The organism is Nitratiruptor sp. YY09-18, assembly GCF_016593235.1.
Lineage (GTDB): Bacteria > Campylobacterota > Campylobacteria > Campylobacterales > Nitratiruptoraceae > Nitratiruptor.
Window position 1 is genome coordinate 1,478,901 of sequence record NZ_AP023065.1, and the last position, 21,520, is coordinate 1,500,420.

Annotated in this window: 22 protein-coding genes; 2 read left to right on the plus strand and 20 right to left on the minus strand. The window is 38.0% G+C overall.

The features are described from left to right. Positions 1 to 7: 7 nt before the first annotated feature. From JG734_RS07875 to rpmE, 5 genes are read right to left on the minus strand one after another with little or no spacing between them, the layout of a single operon-like run. A complete protein-coding gene (locus tag JG734_RS07875) occupies positions 8 to 805 on the minus strand; it encodes a hypothetical protein (protein WP_201332745.1) in 798 nt (265 codons plus the stop codon). Continuing rightward, the gene (locus JG734_RS07880) at positions 799 to 1,692 is read right to left on the minus strand and encodes a hypothetical protein (RefSeq protein WP_201332746.1); all 894 of its coding nucleotides are present in this window, start codon (positions 1,690 to 1,692) and stop codon (positions 799 to 801) included. Before JG734_RS07880 ends, JG734_RS07875 begins: the two co-directional genes overlap by 7 nt. After that, positions 1,685 to 2,368 (minus strand): 23S rRNA (guanosine(2251)-2'-O)-methyltransferase RlmB, encoded by a 684-nt coding sequence (gene rlmB / locus JG734_RS07885; RefSeq protein WP_201332747.1) that lies wholly within the window; start codon positions 2,366 to 2,368, stop codon positions 1,685 to 1,687. Before rlmB ends, JG734_RS07880 begins: the two co-directional genes overlap by 8 nt. A 25-nt stretch (positions 2,369 to 2,393) precedes the next feature. Next, positions 2,394 to 3,212, minus strand: a complete 819-nt coding sequence (gene rsmI, locus JG734_RS07890; protein WP_201332748.1) for a 16S rRNA (cytidine(1402)-2'-O)-methyltransferase — start codon at positions 3,210 to 3,212, stop codon at positions 2,394 to 2,396. Next, on the minus strand, positions 3,213 to 3,413 hold the full coding sequence (gene rpmE, locus JG734_RS07895; RefSeq protein WP_201332749.1) for a 50S ribosomal protein L31: 201 nt from the start codon (positions 3,411 to 3,413) through the stop codon (positions 3,213 to 3,215). A 248-nt stretch (positions 3,414 to 3,661) separates the two neighbouring features. Here rpmE and JG734_RS07900 point away from each other — a divergent pair, with 248 nt between their 5' ends. Beyond that, a complete protein-coding gene (locus JG734_RS07900) occupies positions 3,662 to 4,144 on the plus strand; it encodes a prepilin-type N-terminal cleavage/methylation domain-containing protein (RefSeq protein ID WP_236586841.1) in 483 nt (160 codons plus the stop codon). Beyond that, positions 4,144 to 4,623, plus strand: coding sequence for a type II secretion system protein (locus JG734_RS07905; protein ID WP_201332750.1), 480 nt, complete (start codon positions 4,144 to 4,146; stop codon positions 4,621 to 4,623). Before JG734_RS07900 ends, JG734_RS07905 begins: the two co-directional genes overlap by 1 nt. A gap of 96 nt (positions 4,624 to 4,719) precedes the next feature. Here the strand turns inward: JG734_RS07905 and JG734_RS07910 are convergent, their stop codons facing one another. Genes JG734_RS07910 through JG734_RS07980 form a run of 15 tightly spaced genes read right to left on the minus strand, consistent with a single transcriptional unit; the run spans position 4,720 to position 21,472 of the window. After that, complete coding sequence (locus tag JG734_RS07910; protein WP_201332751.1) at positions 4,720 to 5,958, minus strand: type II secretion system F family protein; 1,239 nt, start codon at positions 5,956 to 5,958, stop codon at positions 4,720 to 4,722. Then, entirely contained in the window at positions 5,958 to 7,628 is a 1,671-nt protein-coding gene (locus JG734_RS07915) for a GspE/PulE family protein (protein ID WP_201332752.1), read from the minus strand. Before JG734_RS07915 ends, JG734_RS07910 begins: the two co-directional genes overlap by 1 nt. Beyond that, on the minus strand, positions 7,625 to 8,518 hold the full coding sequence (locus JG734_RS07920) for a tetratricopeptide repeat protein (RefSeq protein WP_201332753.1): 894 nt from the start codon (positions 8,516 to 8,518) through the stop codon (positions 7,625 to 7,627). Before JG734_RS07920 ends, JG734_RS07915 begins: the two co-directional genes overlap by 4 nt. Then, positions 8,511 to 9,302, minus strand: a complete 792-nt coding sequence (locus JG734_RS07925; protein WP_201332754.1) for an ATP-binding protein — start codon at positions 9,300 to 9,302, stop codon at positions 8,511 to 8,513. Before JG734_RS07925 ends, JG734_RS07920 begins: the two co-directional genes overlap by 8 nt. Further along, positions 9,295 to 10,797: a type II secretion system protein GspD gene (locus JG734_RS07930; protein ID WP_201332755.1), complete on the minus strand. Its 1,503-nt coding sequence runs from the start codon at positions 10,795 to 10,797 to the stop codon at positions 9,295 to 9,297. The genes JG734_RS07925 and JG734_RS07930 overlap by 8 nt, the downstream gene beginning before the upstream one ends. Then, entirely contained in the window at positions 10,794 to 11,123 is a 330-nt protein-coding gene (locus JG734_RS07935) for a hypothetical protein (RefSeq protein ID WP_201332756.1), read from the minus strand. The genes JG734_RS07930 and JG734_RS07935 overlap by 4 nt, the downstream gene beginning before the upstream one ends. Next, on the minus strand, positions 11,120 to 11,746 hold the full coding sequence (locus JG734_RS07940) for a hypothetical protein (RefSeq protein WP_201332757.1): 627 nt from the start codon (positions 11,744 to 11,746) through the stop codon (positions 11,120 to 11,122). Before JG734_RS07940 ends, JG734_RS07935 begins: the two co-directional genes overlap by 4 nt. After that, positions 11,743 to 13,200: a hypothetical protein gene (locus JG734_RS07945; protein WP_201332758.1), complete on the minus strand. Its 1,458-nt coding sequence runs from the start codon at positions 13,198 to 13,200 to the stop codon at positions 11,743 to 11,745. The genes JG734_RS07940 and JG734_RS07945 overlap by 4 nt, the downstream gene beginning before the upstream one ends. 10 nt (positions 13,201 to 13,210) lie before the next feature. Further along, a complete protein-coding gene (locus JG734_RS07950; RefSeq protein ID WP_201332759.1) occupies positions 13,211 to 13,672 on the minus strand; it encodes a type II secretion system protein in 462 nt (153 codons plus the stop codon). Next, a complete protein-coding gene (locus JG734_RS07955; protein WP_201332760.1) occupies positions 13,669 to 14,118 on the minus strand; it encodes a hypothetical protein in 450 nt (149 codons plus the stop codon). Before JG734_RS07955 ends, JG734_RS07950 begins: the two co-directional genes overlap by 4 nt. After that, positions 14,115 to 15,014: a prepilin-type N-terminal cleavage/methylation domain-containing protein gene (locus JG734_RS07960; protein WP_201332761.1), complete on the minus strand. Its 900-nt coding sequence runs from the start codon at positions 15,012 to 15,014 to the stop codon at positions 14,115 to 14,117. Before JG734_RS07960 ends, JG734_RS07955 begins: the two co-directional genes overlap by 4 nt. Continuing rightward, positions 15,002 to 15,640 carry a hypothetical protein gene (locus JG734_RS07965; protein WP_201332762.1) on the minus strand — a complete coding sequence of 213 codons (639 nt, stop codon included), beginning with the start codon at positions 15,638 to 15,640 and terminating at the stop codon, positions 15,002 to 15,004. The genes JG734_RS07960 and JG734_RS07965 overlap by 13 nt, the downstream gene beginning before the upstream one ends. Beyond that, complete coding sequence (locus JG734_RS07970; RefSeq protein WP_201332763.1) at positions 15,637 to 20,403, minus strand: LamG domain-containing protein; 4,767 nt, start codon at positions 20,401 to 20,403, stop codon at positions 15,637 to 15,639. The genes JG734_RS07965 and JG734_RS07970 overlap by 4 nt, the downstream gene beginning before the upstream one ends. Continuing rightward, a complete protein-coding gene (locus tag JG734_RS07975) occupies positions 20,400 to 21,062 on the minus strand; it encodes a 16S rRNA (uracil(1498)-N(3))-methyltransferase (RefSeq protein WP_201332764.1) in 663 nt (220 codons plus the stop codon). The genes JG734_RS07970 and JG734_RS07975 overlap by 4 nt, the downstream gene beginning before the upstream one ends. Beyond that, positions 21,062 to 21,472, minus strand: coding sequence for a hypothetical protein (locus JG734_RS07980; protein ID WP_201332765.1), 411 nt, complete (start codon positions 21,470 to 21,472; stop codon positions 21,062 to 21,064). The genes JG734_RS07975 and JG734_RS07980 overlap by 1 nt, the downstream gene beginning before the upstream one ends. Positions 21,473 to 21,520 lie beyond the last annotated feature (48 nt).

The following is a 21,520-nucleotide window of genomic DNA, read 5'->3' on the forward strand; positions in this document are numbered from 1 at the left end:
TTACCCTTTATCGAGCCACAATTTGCAGTCCATTGCGTAAATTTTTTATAGTGAATTTGTCTGCAATTTTAATATAATAATCACCTTTTGGCAAAGGTATATCGAGAGTTTTTGTTGTCTCATTTTTTTTAATAACTTTTATGGGATGAAGAAATTTATCATAAACAAAAACTGCTGGAGACCAGTGGTTGCCATTGAGAGAATGTATGCTTATGCTCCCTTTTGCATGCACCCAGACCGGTTTTTGCATTGCTCCTGTCTGTATCTGTGAATCAACTTCCAAAGCATGAAGATGCACATTGATTGCATTTATATAGTATTTCCAAGACCTGTTATTATGCACGATATCGACTACAGACAATCCTGCATCTTGAAAAACTTTTACAATAGTTGATGGATCTGGCACGTAAGCTGCTTGAAATTGCACTTTTATAGCATAACCGTCACTATTTCTTACCAGTCTATCGATTGAATAATTTATAACAGCCGCAGCACTCAGGGCATCAAAAACTTTATAAAAAAATATTCCAGGATGTGAATATGCTATAAACTCCAGCGATTGCGTACGGACTTCAGGATAGCGCAGTTTTACCATACCGAGGCGTTTGAGAACATCAACAATTTTCTGTGTATCTATAGTTCCTTGGGGTGTGCGAAATTTATCAGTATGCATAAAAACTGCATTGAGTATAGCTCTATTTTTATTATATGTAGATGATCCTACAATATGGGCTACACGATCTTGTATAGATGCTGCAAAAGCAAACAGAGTAAGAGAAAGGACTAGGAGTATCTTTTTTACCATACTCTTCCTCTATTATACTCTTTGAACGTCTTCGTATCTAGTTTTTCAAGCTCTCCTGCACGGTAGATAAACTTGCCTTTACCAGTGAGATTGTAGTCTACTTTTTTACCATCGATATCAAAAAAGAAGGCTCCATGACCTGTGAGGATAAGTTGATCACGAGAAGTATTGAGTTCAATTGGCCTAGCAGTGCTATACATTTTTCGTCTATAGTTATCAAGATAGATAATGCCCAGCCATATTCTCTTTTTGGGAATGATAGTAATATGTGGCAAGGTTACTTCTTGACTTGCTCCACTACTGTTGGTTTCATTGTTTTCTAAATCTAGGGAAATCTCTTCACTGCTTTGTGATGCAGCTTGTACAGATGTTACATTCTCCTCACTCGATGTGCTACTTTCTTCTTCTATTTTTGTTCCACTCTCATTGGATACAGTTGCGTTTTGTTCCGATGAAGGCTCACTGATTTTCTCCACATGCTGTGTTATATTTTCATCTACCACAGGTTGGACAGCTGGTGGAGGATTATTATCTTTTTTGATAAAGTCATGGTATACAAAAAACCCACCAATGAGTATTATGACAAATATGAGTATTTTTAAAAGGCTTCCAAATGCAAAGCTTTGTGCAACTGATTTCTCTTTAATGATAAAAGCAGAGTTGTAATCTAAATTATCACTAAAATATTCCTCAATTTTCTCTCTTAACTCACGCAAATCAAGATGGAGTTCACGCTCAATTATCTTGACAAAACCTAAAGCTTTGGCCTTTGTTCCCAATTTTTTAAAATTCTCATTTTGAAGGTTTGCTATAACTCGAGGAGATATAAAGGTCTTTTTGTGCACTTCTTGAGGGTCGAGCTCTTTGAACTTTTCGTAATCACTCATCTCTCATCCTATCGATAAAAATTGCTGCAGCAGCCGCTACATTGAGAGAGTCAAAGGGTCTCTTCATTGCAATTTTGAGTGTTTTATCACACTTTTGCAGAGCCTTTTGTGGCACCCCTTCACTCTCGCTTCCCAATATTATAGCTCTTTTAGATGTAAACCTTTCACTCCTTACATCAACTCCTTGCATATCTGCCCCATATACTTTTGTGCCAAGATCTTGCAACTCTTTAATAAGATCAAAAATATTCTCTTTCAAAGCTATTGGCATGTCTAGAGCAGCACCACTACTTCTACGCACAACCCCACTCATCTTTAGCTGCTTAAGTCCACTGATCACTACACCATCAACACCCAAAGCATAAGCGCTACGTACAATCGATCCGATATTACCTACATCGGTAATCCCATAGAGAACCACCAAAAATGGAGACTCTTTAATCTCGTTAAATGGAGTGAAAATAAACTCTTTGATTTTGAGCAAAACTCCCTGATGATTGCCACCGCGGCTAAGGCTTTGCGCCTTTTTATTATCTATTTTGATAACTTTTACACCCATTTTTTGCAGTTTTGTAAACTGCTCTTTTTCTAATGGTCTTGCGACATACACCTCTTCGATAAGCTCTGGATGGCGAGCTAAAATATACAAAAAAATCTGTTTGCCATAAACTATCATACTAAAGATTGTAGCTATTTCTTACTTAAGATTTCGTAAGTATGCTATACCACTCTTTAACACTTTTTTCACTCACTTTGGCAAGGAGTTTAGCAAGCTCTTTTTTGGGTAGTGAAAGTGCTAGAAGATCCTCCACACCAAGGCATAATTGCTCCTGTTTTTGCTGACTTGCTCGCACTACAACAACCCACTCACCTTTGATATTTTCATTTTTTAGCTGCTCGAAAAGATCCTTGGCTTCTCCTTTATAAAATTTCTCGTGTATTTTAGTCAGCTCTTTTGCCAAGAAAAGATCTCTTGATGGGTCGATTTGTGTAATCTCTTCCAAAAGCTTCAAGAGACGGTGAGGTGCTTCATAGAGGATTACATTGTGAGAATTTTGGAGGATTTTTTGAAGGCTTTGCGACCGCTCTTGCCCTTTGTGTGGCAAAAAACCATAGAAACAAAACTCTTTCTGGCCAAAACCACTAGCCACATATGCTGTCACAAATGCACTAGGTCCTGGAAGAACGGTATATGGGATATTATGCTCTTGTGCATATGCTACAAGCTTTGCCCCTGGATCACTGATACCAGGCATACCTGCATCACTCATGTAGACTACATCTTGCGAAAAAAAAGATGGCTCAAGTTTTGCTAAGAATGCATTTTGGTTATGTTCATGCAAAGAGATGAAGCGTTTTTGACCAAACTCTAGAGAAAATTTTTGTGCTAGAAGTTGGAGGAGTCGTTTTGCTACTCGCGTATCTTCACATAAGACTACACTGCATTGCTCAAGAGCCCGCAGGGCTCTGAAAGTAATATCTTCAAGATTACCGATGGGGGTAGGAAGAAGTGTGAGCAATTACTTGAGATTGTATTTTTTCTTAAACTTATCTACACGTCCAGCAGTATCTACAATCTTTTCACTACCAGTAAAAAATGGGTGACATTTATTGCAAATATCAATTTTGAGCTGTGGTTTATTTGAAAGCACTACAAAATGGTTCCCACAAGCACATGTTACTTCACACTCAACATACTCTGGGTGAATTCCTTTTTTCATTGTCCACGCCTTTTTTGGATTTTGGAGCGAAATGATACCAAATTAAATATTTAATAATAATTAAATAAGAAAATTAAGAGCGCAGGGCTTGACCCTGCTGCTCCATAGGGGGAGGGGAATAAAAATTATATCACATTTTTAATCTATTGCAAAACCTAAAAATATTTTTATCTCACCCGATAATAGAAGATGGTACAATTGCGTGCCGGAATGACCGATGCTGCAAAAAAATATATAAAGGAGAAATAATGCGCAAGGGATTTACGCTCATAGAGCTCATATTCGTAATGGTAGTTATAGGTGTGTTGGCAGCAATCGCTCTGCCTAAGTTCAAACAGCTCAAGCAAAATGCTGAGCTTACAAACCTCATTTCAGCTTATACAACTGTAGTGCAAAACGCTCCTGCTTCGTTTTTTAATGAAACAGAGCTCAACAACATAAGACCACAAGATCTCAATATGACAGATTTACTCCAAGTACAAGCATATCAAACAAATACAGGTAAAGGCTGGTGGAAAAGCAGTGATAATGATACCGTAAGATATTATGTTGATCCATATGATTATATCCAGTTCTATTACAACGATAGTCAGTACTCTCCTCAAATAAGAATATTTACTTACATTCATGGTTCGAAAAAGGCTGATATGCAAAGTAAATTGGCAAATAAATTAGGTCTCGTGTTTGCTAACGATAGAAATACAACAACGTTAGATCTTGCTGATCAGTAATGCAACGATCTTTTACCTTAGTTGAACTCATATTTGTTATGGTGGTCATAGGTGTTTTGGCCGCCATAGCAATCCCTAAATTTCGAGGCCTAACCTCACACTCCAAAATAACTGCTGAGATTGCAACAGCTTCGACGATACAAACGGCAATAGATGATGTACATAGTGATTGGATTGTAAGTGAGAATGGCTTTAGCTGGGGCAATAATCGTAGCGATCAAGATCTGAATTCCAAAGGCTATCCCAAAAAGCTTGGTGATTGTCCACCTGCATTTAACTGGATACTTAAAAATTCAAACAGTACAGATGCTAAATGGAGCTGCGAAGAGAGAAGCGGAAAATTTTACTACCACGGACCAGCTTCAAATCCCCAAAGTGGTGTCAAAGAGAATGGAGCTAGCAAACCAGACCACAATGACTGCTGGATATATGACCCAAATACAGGCACTTTTAGCTTCAGTGAAAACTGTAGCGGTTAAATCTCTCCCATCTTCTTCATAATCCACAGACCAAATCCAAGCAGTATCATACTAATCACTGCTATCACGATGCTTCCAGTTTCAATATTCATCACACTACCCACTCACTTGTGTGAGGTTCCACATAGGTAAGAATATACCAAGCGCGAGTGTGAGGACAAATCCAGCAATTGCAGCAATAAGTAGAGGCTCAATGAGAACTGCAATATTGTCCACCATATAGTCGAAGCGGTCTTTATAGATTTTATTTATCTTTTGAAACATCCTCGACATCCCACCACCAATCTCACCACTTCGAATCATCTCTATCACCATATTTTCAAAAAGCTCTGTTTGGGCAAAACCCTGGTAGAGTGATTTACCCTCCTCAATCGATTCGACAATTTTGGAAAGCTTCGAGCGAAGGTAGCTGTTTTCTACAATCTCCAAAGCAATTTTAATCGAATCAATAAGTGGTACTCCCGCATCATTGAGCACCTGGAAAATATAGGTAAAACGGCTCATCATCGCATAATATATGGCATTTCCTATAATAAATATCTTTAATAAAATCTTATCTAACAAGAGACGCACTTTCTCATTGTTTTTATACAGATACCCCAACACTCCACTCATACCCAATGCACCTATCAAAATATATGGACCATAATCGATGAGGGCATGTTCAAACCAGAGCAAAAATTGTGTAGGTAGAGGAAGTTCCATATCTGACTCTTTGAAAAAGGCTTCAAACTGCGGGATGACTAAAATTGTAACAACAACAAACGCAATAATCATAGCAATGATGATAAATATAGGATAGCGCGTTGCCTTTTTGAATTTGCGGCGGTTATCGAGAATCTCTTGCATCACTTTTGCTAAATGCCCAATCTCTTCAGCAAGATTCCCCGTCTCTTCGCCCAAGCGAAAAAGAGAAAGAGAGAGCGTACCTAACTGTATTTTGTATCGCTTGGCAGCTTCATAGAGACTCTTGCCACTCTCTATATCATCTGCAATTTGAGAAAAAATAGCTTTGAGCATCGGATCTTTTTCATTTTTGATCACTTCAGAAAGAGCGAAATTCAAGGGTAATCCAGCATCAAGCATAACGCTAAGCTGCTCTAAAAGTGCAATATAGTGCTCAAGATTGACACTGCGGTTTTTGATAGGATTGGTGAGTCTTTTTTTGAGGCGCTCAAGTTTTATTGAGAGCGGTTCACTAATTTGTGTAATCTCTATCAATACCCCAATTCCAAGGGAGAGAAATTTATTGATCGCATCTGCTCTATTTTCGGCTTGGAGAATGTAATAGTCCTTCTTGCGACCGATTTTATAGAGAATGCGATAGTATTTCACTACTTTTCCTTCGTTACCCGCAAAACTTCTTCAATAGTTGTAATGCCCTTAAGAGCCTTCTTGATCCCATCATAGATCATAGGTTTAAAGCCTTTGTGACTCACTGCATACTCATAGATCTCAAATTTTGTAGCCCCTTCGCTAATGAGTTTGGCTATATCTTCATCAATTACTAAAATTTCAGAGATCATTGTTCTGCCAAAATACCCTGTAAAGTCGCACTTTGGACATCCAAGACCTCTGTAAACTGTATAATCATCTGGTAGATATTTTTGTACAATTTTGTAAATTGATGGCGGAAGGTGAGTCTCTTTTTTGCAATATGGACAAATTTTGCGCACCAACCGCTGCGCAACAACTCCTACCATCGCATCAGCTATCATATAAGGAGCTAATCCCATTTGTGCAAAACGTGAGATCGCACCAGGTGCATCATTGGTATGGAGGGTGGAAAATACCAGGTGACCAGTGAGTGAAGCTTGCGCAGCAGCATTGAGGGTTTCGCTATCGCGAATCTCACCTATGAGAATCACATCTGGATCTTGTCGCAAGAAGCTTCGCACCGCCACAGCAAAGGTAAGCCCAGCTTTCTCATTGACCTGCACCTGCTGCACCAGTGGCAAACGATACTCTACTGGATCTTCTATGGTCATCACTTTATTGTGAATATTTTTGATCTCATTGAGCGCAGCATAGAGTGTAGTCGTTTTACCACTTCCTGTTGGACCGGTGATAAGAACTATTCCGTATGGATAGTGGATAATGCGATTAAAATTTTCTAGATTTTCATCCTCAAAACCAAGCTCTTCGAGGCGTAAGAGTGCCTTTTCTCTATCAAGCACCCGCATAACCAGTGATTCGCCATAAATTGTTGGCGACGTCGAAAGCCTAAAATCGTAGAGCTTGTTTTCTATCGTCATAGAAAAGCGCCCATCCTGGGGCTTACGCTTCTCTGAAATATCGAGACCCCCCAGGAGTTTGATACGCGTATCAAGAGCATTGTAGATCTCTGTATCAAATACAAAGGTCTCTTGCAACACACCATCGATACGTGCACGTACAACTGCCTTTTTCTCATCTGGCTCTATATGTATATCACTTGCTCGACGAAGAATTGAATCTTTGATGATAAGATGAATGAGGCGCATAACCGCACTCTCTTCACCCTCTTTTTTCAATCCTTCGGTATGGAGCTCTTTTTTCACCTCTTCGATAATAAATTTGGTATCTTCCAATATAGAGAGGCGGTGGAAGATCGCCTCGACCTCATCATCGGGTGCGAGATAGATCTTGAGCGGTTTCATAAGTGTGCGTTCAAGTATATCAAGAGCCTCGTAGTTGAGGGGGTCTGATGTGGCTATATAGATATAGTCTTCATCTTCATCAAATGGAACGGCTTTGGCGTTTTTGAGTATCTGGAGGGGATAGCGCGCAAGCTTGTCAAAATCGATCTTCTGACCATAGAGATCTATAAACTCGTATCCCAATTGCTTACTTAAAACTTTGAGGAGATCTTTTTGGGTAACAAATCCCTCTTCTACAAGAATCTGCCCAAGTTTTTTGGAGTAATTACTCTCCTTTTGCAGTTTGAGCGCATGTTCGAGCTGCTCTTGGGTAAGAAGTTCCTCTTGGATGAGGAGGTCGCCTAGGCGAATCTTTTGTCGTATCATTGCCAACTCTCTAGCAGTTTTTTTGCTTGTTTGGAATCTTTAAAATCTAAAAATGCGCGAAGCACCTCTTTGGCTTTTGTTTTATAACCCTTTTTATAGAGACTCTTTGCATAGAGTATCCATGCTCCCTCTTGCTGTGGATCGAGTCTATTAGCCCTCTTTGCCCATTTTGCTGCTTGGGAGTAATTGCTCTTTGCGTAGTAACTCTTAGCTATCTTCATAGCTAAGTCGTAGCTCTTTCTTTGGCTATAGAGCTTTTTGAGAGCCTCTACATCTACGCTTTTGGTCTCTATCGATACCTTTTGCTCTTTGGGAGCAGATACTGTACTTATAATCGGCTCTTTGCGCTTTTCTTTTATACGTTTTTTGCGCTTTTTATACTCTACGTAGCGGCACTCATCATTGACGACTACATAGTCCCAATGGAGCCTTTTTACCTGGTTTATGAGAGGTTTGAGTGCACTCTTTTTTGGTGATGTTGCACAGATGAGATAGACCTCTTTTTTTCCATTTTCCAATGTTTTACCATATCGTATATGGCACGGAATCCCCATTTTCAATGCTTTTAACTTCATATTAAAAACATTATCCATCATAGTATCGTATGCATACATCACCTGAATGCCAAAACATTTGCGCTCTGGAGGTTTTGGCGATGGCTCTTTTTGTAAGCTTTTTGTTGCAGGTTTCGATGAAGGATTGGATCTAGGAGCAGGTGACTCTTTTTGTTTATTAGCTATCTCATTTTTGACATATGAACTCTTTTGCATATAGCTATATCCATACCATGCTACACTTGTTAAAATTACTATCAATAGCCCCAAAAGTGTAAATCTCTTGAGTTTACGCCTTTTGCAGCGGCGCTCCAACTCCTCAAATTTACTAATCAATCAAGCCTCCATCCATGGCAGCCATTGTTACAAGACACTTATTTGGCTTGTCGTACCCTTTTTTATCAAGTGAAAGTGCTGCATCCATAAGCAAAAACATACGATTGAGCAGTTTCTTTGTATCGCGAAAATTCCCTTTTGTCAGTTTATAGATATATTTCGCTAAATCATTAGAGATTTTTTGCTCTAATATATATTCTCCCTCTCTTAAAAGCTCTTTGTGAATGTATTCTTGCACCTCATTAGGTTGCATCAAACCCATCTCGAGAACTCTATGAGGACGAGATGAAAACTGCGGCTCTTGTAATATCTTGCTTGATTCGTGTTTGTGCATGGCAAGCAAAAACCAAAAAGCCTTGGAATCAGCAAGTATGCGAATAAGCTCTATCATATCCTTGGTTAGAAGCTGCGCTTCATCTATTGCGATGAGTGTTTGAGAGTTTTCATACTCTTTGATGAGCTGCTCTAAAAGCTCTTCGAGAGAATTTGCAGCAGCGTCTATGCTCTTCTTTTGTAAAAGGTTTCTTACAAAATCTACTGGCTCAAAAAAGGGGGTGTTGTATTTGATGACTTCATAGCGATTTTCAAGCAATGAGGAGAGATTTTCTAAAAAAACCGACTTTCCACATCCTGGCGCTCCTACCAAAAAGAGCATCTGACGCGTCTCATTTTCCAATATATCAAGAAGCTGATTTTTTGTCTGCAAGAAGGAGCGGGTTTGATAGAGCTCGATTCCCTCTACCCTATCTTCAAATATTTTGGCAATGGCTTTAAAATCAGCCATCATCATCCTTGAATATTGCTACATCATCAATAGTAGGGACATTGTGCTCTTTGATAATTTTTGGCACCAAGAGGATAAAGAGTTCACTCCTTTTTTGAACCCTTTTGGTACTGTGAAAGATTCTCCCAATAATTGGTACATCACCTAAAAGAGGTACTTTGGTATGGTCATTATTGTAGTTTTTACTCACAAGTCCACCGATGAGAATCTTTTGGCCATCTCTCACTTTGACTATGGATGTGAGCTGCTTAATCTTCACATCAGGTGGCAATACGCGCATCGATTGGTTATTTTCATCAGCATGGATAAGTTCACTAGATACCGGATTAACCTTCATAATGATCTGATTATTATCTGTGATCTCTGGAATGACATAGAGTGTCACACCTATGAATGATTGGCCAATCGCATACGTCTGCGTCCCAACAGTAGAACCACTTTGAATATTTGTCGTCCCACTTGTCTCATAGCGATAAGAAAGCTGGTCTCCTACATTGATGATTGCTGGCTGGTTGTTAAGCGTGAGAATCTTTGGATTGGAAAGGACCTTCACATCCCCATACTTTTTCAAAAAGTCGAAGAGTCCTTGCATAGAGAAATTGTATCCTATGAAGTAGTTTGGATGAGCAAGATTACTCACACTCACCCCATCTGCTCTTGTTTTATACCCTTCTCTACTTCCTGTGAGAGTAAGATTGAACTTGCTCCAGTCTATTCCTAGGGTCTGCTCATCCTTATACTTTACTTCAATGATTTTTGCTTCTATGAGCACCTGCTTGTGCATGCGATCTGCAAGCTTATCCAAAAACCTCTTCACAGCTTCAAGCTCTTTTTTTGTTCCTGTAACAGTCACAAGTGAGGCATCTTGGTTAATAAAAATTTTGAAATCTCTCCTACCACTTACACCTATCAAAAGGGTTTCGAGCTGCTTGTGCAAACTTTGCCAAAAAGTAAACTGCGATTTTGTTGTAATAGTGGTGTAGTCATTGGTATAAGCACTACTCTCTTCATTGCCGGTAGTGCCTGTTGTACCACCACTTCCATTTCCACTACCAATCCCTCCAGAACCGTATGTATCTGATCCTGAAGTGGTGCCAAGGATTACCATCTTTTTGCTCTCACTTGTCAAAGAGCTAAGATTGATATAGTCGATATTGAAGTTTTTTGTTTTATAATAGGCAACCTTCAATATATGTTTGCGTGGATTGTAATTATAAAAAAGGTTATTCTCTCCCAAAATAAAATCAAAAAGCTCTTCGAGAGTGTAGTCTTTGATATTGACATAATCGAGACTCTTGTGGACTTTAATACGCGCTTTTGGATCTTCAAAAATGATAGAGATATTGCATGTTGCTGCTATATCTTTGAGCACCGAGTTTATTGTAATACCTCGGCCATTATCGCTCATAGCCTTGAGACTAAAGAGCTTGGTATCACAATCTTGTGCCCACAAAACAATTGCTGTAAGAAAAATTATAGTAATCTTTTTTATCATTTCTCCACCACTTTCAGTACATGAGGACGATAGAGCACCAATACTCTTTTCTTCTTACCTCGCTGTAAAATCACATAACTATCTTTTATATCCACTATCTTAAATCCTCTTATTATATCACCCCTTTTATAAGATTTCCCATTAATGTAGGCTTTGTCATTAAAAATCGCTTGCAGTTGCAATGGTCGTACAAAGGGGGTAAAAAATATCGGCTTATGACTCTTTTTGATAATCTTTTTGGCACTGTTGAAGGGATCATAGTTAACTGGAAGATCCAAAGCCAAAAGCGACAAAGAGGCTAAAATAACTATAAAAAAAGCTCTCATTTTTCTACTCCATAGAGTTTGAGCCAAAAACTAAGGCGTGGCACTGTGCCGTTTGTCTCAAAATGGAGATTATCTACGCGCAAAAGCATTGGATGCTTTTCGATATCGCGCAAAAATCGTACACTTTGCAAAAAGGCTCCCTGCCCTTGAATCTTGAGACTCTTTTGCTCTTTGAGCCTTCCTAGAAACTTCTTGTCCATCTCATTTATCTGAATAAGTGAGAGGACAACGCCACGTTTTTTAGAATCAGCCAATATATCTTCAAGGAGTTTTGCAAAGTTTTGCTGATTGAGAAAGAGATACTTTTGCATCTGCAACTTTTGCAAGAGTGCATACTCTTTTTGCTTCAGCTCATCAAGTTTGGCTCGCAAGTTTGCAAGCTCTTGCTTTTTTTTCATAATTATACTTTCATAGTGCTTAGGAGAAGTTTTTGCTACTTTATTTTGGAGCTGCTGCAATCTAGCTTGCAGATCTTGAATATGGTCAAATTGAGGCCCTAAAACGTAGGTATAAAAGAGTAATCCAAGCAAGATGATAGATGCAAGATAGATAATATATCTTTTTGATCGCGGAATATTTTGGAGTCTATTTTCATAAAACTCTATCTGCTCATACAGTCTCATCGCACAACCTCAATATGACTCTCATAGAGTCCTCTATCCATAACAATCTCTTTAGTCTGAACGTTAGCATAGCCTTTTTGGATCATAAATTGCATAAATTTTGCTATCTTTTCTCTCTGGTTTGTTTGAGAAATCACATCTATACCCAGACGTTTCGTACCATTTTGTTCGATAGACTTAGTGCTTAACTTATATGTATAAAGACCTAAAATTGCATCATTTATCATCTTTTGTCTTTGGGTTTTTGCATTTTCGATGAATGGAATTGCATCTAATGTATCAGCTATCTCATCAATTTGTGTCTCTTTGCTATCGATTGCAGCGAGGAGCTTTTTTTGTTGCTCTTTGAGTTTGAGCAGAGCTCCTTCATACTTTTTGCTATTGTGACGGTTTTTCTCATACTGCTGCTGCATAAATGCAATCTGGCTCTCTAGATTATCGATTTTACTTTGTAACCATATCCATGCACCCGTACCTATGAGCAGTACTACAAATAGCGCCAATGCAAGCTGCACCACTTCAAACTGCACAAGCGGTTTTTTGCGTTCAAAAAGAGTGAAGTTGAGTTTTTGATCAAGCTGCTCATACTTTTGGATATATGCTGCAGCCACTGCCAATGAAGCACTCTGTGCCTCAACACTACAGCACGCAAAGGGCTTGACCTCCAAAGCACCCTCAATGCCAAAACTGACAAAATAGTCCCTTAGTCCATCAATCATCTGCCCATCAGCATCGAGAAAAATTCTATCGACTCGATCTATACCAAAGAAGCTTCGTTTAAAATTTATACTATATGCTACTTTTTCGATATTTTTATAAAAAATCTCTTGCAATTTATCATAGATATCACTCTCTTGCAAAGAGTAGTTTTCACTTCTAAGACCCTTGCTAAAGAGCAAGTTTTTGATACGCACGAGTTCTATACCACTCTTTTTGGCAATTTGTGAGAAAGAGTCGATATTGCGGTGTCCTATAAATTTGCCATTTTGATAAATTGCTACAAAAGCCTCTTCATCTGCTAGATAGAAAAAGATGTCATTGGTATTAGCTGGTGTGTCATAAAAAGCTTTATATGCTATGAATCTTGGGAAAACGATATCAATAAAACCAAGTTTTTTAAGTGGCTCTTGCAAATAGTTCTCAAGCTCCTCTTTTACGATCGCAAAAGCTTCCACGAGATAGCTATTTTCATGCTCGATTGGATAAGCGAGGTAATCGATGGCATACTCTTTGTTTGGATCAAGACCACCTTCGTTGTAAAGTTTGAGTTCAGTTTGTACTGCTAGTTGCTCTTGTGAGAGGTGCAGGGGGAGTTTGAATGAAAGAGCGAGGATTTTATGCGATGGGATGAGAGCTCCAACAGGAAAATCTTTGAGTTTTTTACCATTGCAGCTATCAAATTTTCCCTTTTCATATAAAAAACAGCTATCTTTATAAAAAACTACCGCACCCATGCAACCCTCATTAATTAGTATGACTTATTATAACATAGAGATATCCGCTCTTGGGATAGAGCATGAATGAGGCTTTTTGGTTTTTGTATGTGAGTTGCAAGATCTTTTGCGCTTGTGTAATAAGTGAAGACTCTTGGGTGAGATTGTCATCTTTGTGCGGACGACCGAAACTATCGAAGCAAAGAGTATCGATACTGTTTTGCAGAGCGCTTTTTATCTGGTAGTGCTCTTTTTGTGCCATTTTTTTAAGACTCTGCTCTCCTAAATCTATACATCCTATGCCATCAGGCTTCGTCAGACCACTCTTATCATAGGCAAGTCCTTGATATTTAGCTTCCATCATTTTAAGATAAATAAAATTTGCATCATTTTGAAGGTTATGGGTCTTAAAACTATTTATAGCAATAGTTGCTAGGATCCCTATCACTATCATGACAAAGATAAGTTCTATAACACTCAAAGCACGTCTCATGGTCTTTGCAAGCTCCTTTTGTGGATCCTCACAGGTGCTGTATTGCCATTAATACTATGCACCACAAGATCAATTACCACATATCCGTTGGATTCTGGAGTCTGAATAATTCTCACTCTGTTTTGGCATGTTGGGTCGCTTGGATCTATATCACTTGCATTTTTATCACTGATATAGTAGTAGAGTACTGACACATTTGCCTCATAGCGGTTTTTTGGATCTTTGAAACTAAAGGGTGCGACGCATTTGCCATCTCTTTTGACTCCATGTATATGCAAAATCGCAGCTTCCAGCGCACTTTGAGCGAAAAGCTTGGCCTGCTCTTTGACATAATTATCTGCATAATGGTGCGCTTTGATCTTCGCATACTGCAGCGTTACGACAGATAGGCCTGCAAGCAGTAGCAGTATAAATATTGCCATGAGGAGATTGAATCCACTTCTCAAAACACCACCTTCATCTTCCCAAAGTGCACACCTACATCTGTGCCTCTAAATTTTTTTGAAACATCAAGATAAATACGCATCGTTTGGTTGACATCGCTTACTTCAAATCCACTGATATCTCTTGCTAATACTGTGACTTTTCCTTGAGCGTTGCCATGTGGGTCTGCGCAAAATGTCTCAGATTTCCATGGCCTGTAGTCATAAAAAAGCAAGAGCGTATTATTGATATCGCTGATATTGAGATCTTGTATACACCCAGCATCTTGCTTGATATCGGCTCCTCTAGCAATCGCATATGCAGTTTTGACAAGATAGTACTTCTCATAGATCCATTGTGGCTTGATACTGTCTGTGATGGTAATCTTATCCTGACCAAAGGCTACATCATACACATCTTGGCTCTGTCTGCCATGCCATCCAAAAGCATCTGGATTACTAGTAGTTGCTCTATCAAAGCTTTTGGCAAAGACAAGTCCGTAATCTGCTCCACCACTCAAACTTATAGTAGTCTCAAGAGTATAGTCGCTATTGGCTAAAGAGGCTACCATATCTACAAAAGGAATATATTTTCCCATTTTGCGATTGAGCTCATCAAATGCGAGCCACTCAAGCACTGGATAGCGCTCAGTGGAGGGGATCTCGTCAATATATGCGAAATTACCACTAGCTGGATCATAGCCGATCACAGAAGCTGGAATGCGATCTTGCATATATGAAGATATGATATCAAGAGCGATTTGGGATTCAAGAGAGAGTCTTGTCATCTCTTTAGCCTTGAAGCTTCTCACGATAATAGCTTGCATGGCTTTGTATGAAGCGACACTCAAAATTGCAATAATGACTACGACAACTACAATCTCAATGAGTGTAAATGCGCGCCTTGTTACTTTTTCCATGGCATTCTCTTGATCTGCAGTTGTCCGATATTGGACGCGTAGTAGTAAAGCGTGGCAATGTTTTGCCCCAAAATCTCCTGCTTTTGCATAGGAGTTGCATTGATCTCAATCAGTTTCACATTAGACGATGTACTTTGATATGTTTTGCTAAGAGTTACTTGCTGCTGTGGAGCAAAATCTTTGACATAGTGTACCTGTATATGCATACGGTAGGTGCGAGTATTATTGAAATTTGAGCTTGTGATTGCGACACCATGAAAATCATCAATATCATCAGGCAAGCTATCACCTCCATCGCTACCAATTACAGAAGCGTTGATGTGGTGCTCACAGTTGCGTGATCCTACAAAACCACCTTGGCGGTAAATTTTGGCAAATACTCCACACTGATATGCATTTGCACCATTTTGCACATCCAAAATATCATCATAGTGCGTATTGTGCTCATCCCAAGCTAATGTGCGAATAAGTCCCACAAGAGCAATTTCGTTTGAGAGAGCCTCCTCTTTGAGAATATTTTTATTGACTTTAGCAGTTACTTGTAAAATTTTTGGAAAAAGAGTAAAAGCAATAGCAATGATTACCATTGAAAATATTAGCTCGACAAGAGTCAAACTCCGTCTCATCGAAACACCTTCACGCCACGTTCAGATTTTGCAACGCCTTGATCAAATTGTGTGCCATTTGTCTCACCACTCTTGACAGTTTTGGCAATTGGTGGTCGATAGTGGTATTCGATACATGGATGCTGTGCACAAGTACTCGTAGCATCAATCGAGTAGTTTTCATCACTATAAGAGAACCAGAGCCAGCTAGGGATATCAATATGGAGCATCGCATCTTTGATGCTATTGGTATTTTGTACTTTTATTGTATAAAGAGCTTGATGAAACGTTGTACTTGTATTGAGCACTAGATTCCCACTCTGCATAGAAAAATTAGCTTTTGGATAAATATGTTTGATTTTCCCATCTGTTACAATACTGTGATCGATGTTTTTACGCCATTTTGGCACAATCTGCTCAGCCGAGCTGTTGGTATCATCATAGTAGATAATATAGCTTGTAGTATTGTCTTCACTCTTATGTGTCAAAAGATCTTGGGTTATGATCCTTCCGTAGCGAAAATGTAGAGCACTCTCTACATCTTCTTGCAATCCATTTGCATCACCATCACCAACATGTATCTTTGTAATAGTCACTTCTTGTGGGTTGACGGGCTTTGAGTAGTTTTTGTCAAAGTTAAACCATAGAGCAAATCTAGTAGAGCCATTATTATCTTGTGTAAAATTGGATTTATCATAACTCAATTGCAGTGACGCATTGGCATCAATGCTTCCTCGTGATTGATTTTGCTCTTTTGCATCTTGCAAAATATAAATAAACTCCTTTACACCGGCCAAAGGTGTATGCTCAAAAGTGATACCTAAATCATGCGCATAACATAATGCATTGTAATTTTCAGTCGTTTCATTTTCTGCATTTTTAGCAGTGATGTTGCCCTCTAAGAGCGCTGACATATGTAAATCATTGGAATAGTAGGTAAATATACCATTGTGATCTTTGGAAGTAGCGTTGATTTCAAAATGGTGGGGGATAAATCGATGTGTGAGGAGAGCTTTTTGGATAGTGAGATTTTTATCACTATTCCATATGTTTGAAATATTTTTATCTTTACAATCTACATAAGCAAATTTTTGTGTACAGATATCTTTTTCACGAATAGTTATATTTATCTCACCCACTTCATTATATGTAGCATTGGTTTGTGCTAATCCATTGCTAAAATTAAAATCTTCAAGATCTAGATCACCAAAGATACAACCCGGTTTTGTTTCATTTGCTTCTACAATAAATGAACTGTTTTTCGTTTCATTATAATCTTTTACAGCACTTATTGCATTAAACTCTACTGCTTTGAAAGTTATCTGGAATTCCTCATCTGCCCTAATAGGAGCAGTCTCATTGAGCTCTATTGTAAACCTCTCTGGACGTATTGCAAAATTATCAGTTGAGAGAGTCTGGTTATCTTCACTATTTAATGGACAAGATTCATTTACACCCTTTTTCCATGCTATTTTCACTTTTGCTTCTTTAACTGCTCTAGCTACTATTATATTTTGCCATTGAGAACTATTTGCCTCTATAAATTTTATCTTCTGCCAAGATGTATAGTTTTGTTCCATATTGTTTGCATCGACAATTTGTGCGCATACTGTTCCATTAAATTCTTGTAAACTCTCTCCCTGTTCATTAAGAGAAGCAATTGTTAATGAAAATGGCTGATTGACTATTTTTGTAGAAATATTTCTATCATTGAAATCTCTAAATGTATCCCAAGCATCAAATTTATATGCTTTTATTTGATTTTGTTCTTCTCTAATAACAAAGTTCCTTGAAAAGACAAATATCCCACCTGTTTCTGGTATGTGATGCCTTTCTGTATCTTGATAACTTGATTTAAAATAATAGCTTTTTTTGGAATAGCCTGATCCATCTTCATCTATTCGAAAACCTACCTGTGAGCTATTGAGTACACATCTTCTCAACCACCCTCCATCTATTCCATTTTTAGAATTTTTATTTGCCGCGATGAGCGGAGTTGTATTATAGTGATTGACGAAGTTGACAACCTTACAGCTATCATCCCAACCTACAAAATAGTTCTCTATTCTCATAGTCTCAAAAAGTACAGTATTGTTATAATCATCTACTATACTATCTTGAATATTAGGGGGAGCGAGCATATAGCCGATGGTTTCTTCTTTTACTATTTCACCATCTTTTTTATAACTGCTCTCATGCGTTTCACTTCTCTCAAGTGAAAGATAGATACCACTACTATTAACATCAATAGCTGTAGTCAAAAATGGGATTGAACGTATTATGGTTCCTTGTCGATATCTATCCAATCCTATTTCATTGTTTAATGTCTGAATAGTTCCAACTACTACAGGTTTACAACCAGAAAAAATTGTATCTACTTTTTCCCACTCATCTACATCCAGATAATTTTTACCTGATGAATGCTGCTGATACTTTTTTGTAGTTATGGTTCCCACTTGTATATAGGTGTTACCAATTTTATGGATACCTTTGTTGACAGCGAGGTAGCTAACATTTTGCGCATAATGTGGTCCATCTTCTCCTTGCGGCTCTGCCATAATAATATCAAAACCTGCTTTTGTCACATTTTTTATCCTTGGAGCAGCTGGATGGCTTCCATTTTTTTCTGCAACAACAAAAACTACAGGAACACTACTGAAAGATTTATTGAAATCCACATGTGTCCAATGAGGATTTGTTGTAGTATCTTGAATGGTCATATGACCACCTTCAAACTCTAAAGGGGTAATAGTTACATTAGAAGATATTTGACATCCACATTTTATACAATTCCTCTCACTTCCGTCATAATTTTTACCCTCTTTTTCATTATCAAAAATATTTTTTATTTCATCATCATTTAAAGCACCTTTCCATATTTTAACTTCGTCAATCTCTCCTTTAAAAACTTTATATGTGTTGCCAGAATATAAATTACCAATATAGAGATTGGAATCAAAATGCTTCAAATAATCACTCGATTCTGCTGCTGTCTTGTCAAGTTCACCATTAATGTACACTTTAACTCTTTTTTCTTTTGGCTGAGTTCCGTCGAAAACTATTGCTACATGTGTCCAATGGTTTTTTAATATATATCTATTTGTTGCAAAACGATTATTACTCCCATCAATATCTATATAAAGTTTTGCCTCATCAGCTTCTCCATCTCCATCGTTATCTTTCATTCCTTGATCATTCCAAAAAAAGACTCCATATGCATTTTCACTATTATAATTTTTTCGTTTTGAAATCACACCTCTTGCATTGTTTTTATTATCTTGACGAAGTTGGGTAGGATAAATCCAAGCCATAATTGTAAGCTTTTTGGTATCATCATATTCATTTTTATTCTTTATTTCTACATAGTCATCCATACCATCGAGCTCCAATGCCCTGCAAACTTTTCCCTTAGATGTATTGGCTCCATTGAGAGGTGTGCCGTTATTTTGCAATGAAGAGTAGTCTTCTATTTCCCTTTCATTACCAGATAATTCGCACTCATCAAAATGCCAATCACCCACTGGTTTTGGAACTAAAGGGCAACTTTTTAAAGGATGATGGTCAACGCCATACTTATCAATCGTGTAACTTCCTTTTCCACTCCAATCATCCCAGTAGTTTCCCTCTTTTCCATCATCGAATTTAGCCTTGGTATCATAGTTTTTGAAATGTATAGCATTATTGTAAAAACAATTATGATCTATTTGAAAGCCCAAATCCTTTTCTTCATCTTGTTTTAAAAGTTGAATACCAACATTCCAAGCTTTGTGATTGACATTTTTGATGATATTTCTTTTAATCTCACCCTTTTTCTTCAATTTTTCAAAATATATTCCCCAATTTATCGCCTTGTCGATAATGTTATCAACGATCTTGACCTCACCTTCGATCTCTTTAATATAGACCGCTTCGTGTTTGCAGTTGCGTATCTGGCTGCCAAGCAGAGAGAAATCGCCTTTAATTTTTCCTTTGCTCCAAATCCCCACACCTCTATCGGCAGCATCGATACTAAGATTTTCGACATATAAACTTCCAATCTCTTTGTCTTTTTTCCAAGTAATAGCAGCACTGTTATCGCCATGAAGTTTCACAGCTACATTCTTTATTGTAAACTTGGCTTTATTGGCACTATCACCGGCCAAATATATCCCTGTATCGGCAACATCGAGATTGATATCAAAGATTTGGATATCTTCCTCGGGTTTTGCAAAAACTATGCCCTTATTGCTTTTTACGGTTATATCTGCTTGCTTTATCTGGATATCTATAGCTTTGTCATTGAATTTTATTGCCGGATCATCACTGAAAATTTTCATATTCTCAATCTTTATACCGCTGGTTTCCTTATTAAAAACTATGCCAAAACCTTCACTTTGAATGTCAAGATTTCGCAAAGCAATATTTTTACACTTATCTATAGCATGGATAGCGGCTACATCATCGCTATTGGAGTGCCTCAAAGTCAAATAGGCCACTGTGATATCGTGTCTATCTTTACCGATTTCAATCAATTTGAATTTATCACTCTTTATCCTTACATCATTAGGGTTTTTCGTAGAAGAGATTAGTGTTAAATTATTTTTATTGATTTTAATAATCCCTTTAGCAGAATTTATAATATATGTGCCAGGGCAGATTTTTATCGTATCGCCATCTTGAGCATGCTTAACTGCATCTTCAATCGTGCTATATTGTGCTCCATTGCAGGAGTTATCATCATCTACGACAAGAGTTGTTGCATCTAAGATAGATACGAATGAAATAAGTAAAAATATTAGTCTCATACCATCACTTTACTCGCCACTGCCACTGCAGCCGTTTCACTTCTTAAAATTGTTGGTGTATCTAAACCTACAATTCGTTGCATTTGCGCTCTCTCCTCCTTGCTAAATCCCCCTTCCGGACCTATAAAGACTCTCTCTATATTATCGGAACATTGTAACTTTTCTTCACTAAAGTCGATACATACTACATCCGGATATTGACGCATAGCCTCACTAAAATTTTCCATAATCTCCAACTCCATTAAGCGGCTTCTACCACACTGCTGGGATGAGTTGATGAGGATTTTTTGGAGTTTTTCAAGGCGGAGTTTGAAGTTTTTTTGACTGCGGTCACAATAGACAAAACTAATCTTGCTCACACCAATTTCGTTGAGAGATGGAAGCGTCTTTTCTATGCTTTTGGGATCAATCACACACCACAAAATATGTAAATAGCGCTTGGGAATAACCTCTTTATACTCTTTGTGAACAAGTGTTAACAAAGCATCGCGTCTGCTTACCTGGTCAATTTTGTAAAAGTAGATATATCCATCGTGCATATTGCGAAGAGCTAGCTCTTTGCCTTTACAATGGCGGCGCACTTTGAAAATATAGTTATATACCTCACCCTCAATATGCAAAAACTCTTGGCCAGCTTCTGGATGGTAAACAAACTGCATCAGACTAAAAAGGCTAGTAAAATGACAACTATCTCTGCTACTACTTCAGCACCATACACCTTAGCCACCCATTTTTTATATACTTGTTGTGCAACTACTTCATCACTTTTGATGGGTTTACGCTTTTTGTTGATCAGAATCTGATGGACTATAACACCGATCATGACAAAAATCATTGCGCCTATTGCAATATTCCATACCTCAAACTTCGTTACAGCCATCATCAAGAGTCCGGTAAAAAGAACAATCCCTATGATTATATTTTGCATAAGCAAGAGATTTCCAAGTTTTATAGAAAACTTGATGAAGTTTTGCTCTTTGGCAATTATAAAGTAAGCAAGTTGCGAGAGAATGAGCAAGATTGCGCTTGCCATATGGGTGTGCTCAGAGGCTACAAAAAGTGTTTGCAAAAGCGATCCTTTCAAAGTTATGCTACAATCTTTAGAAACTCAATTATA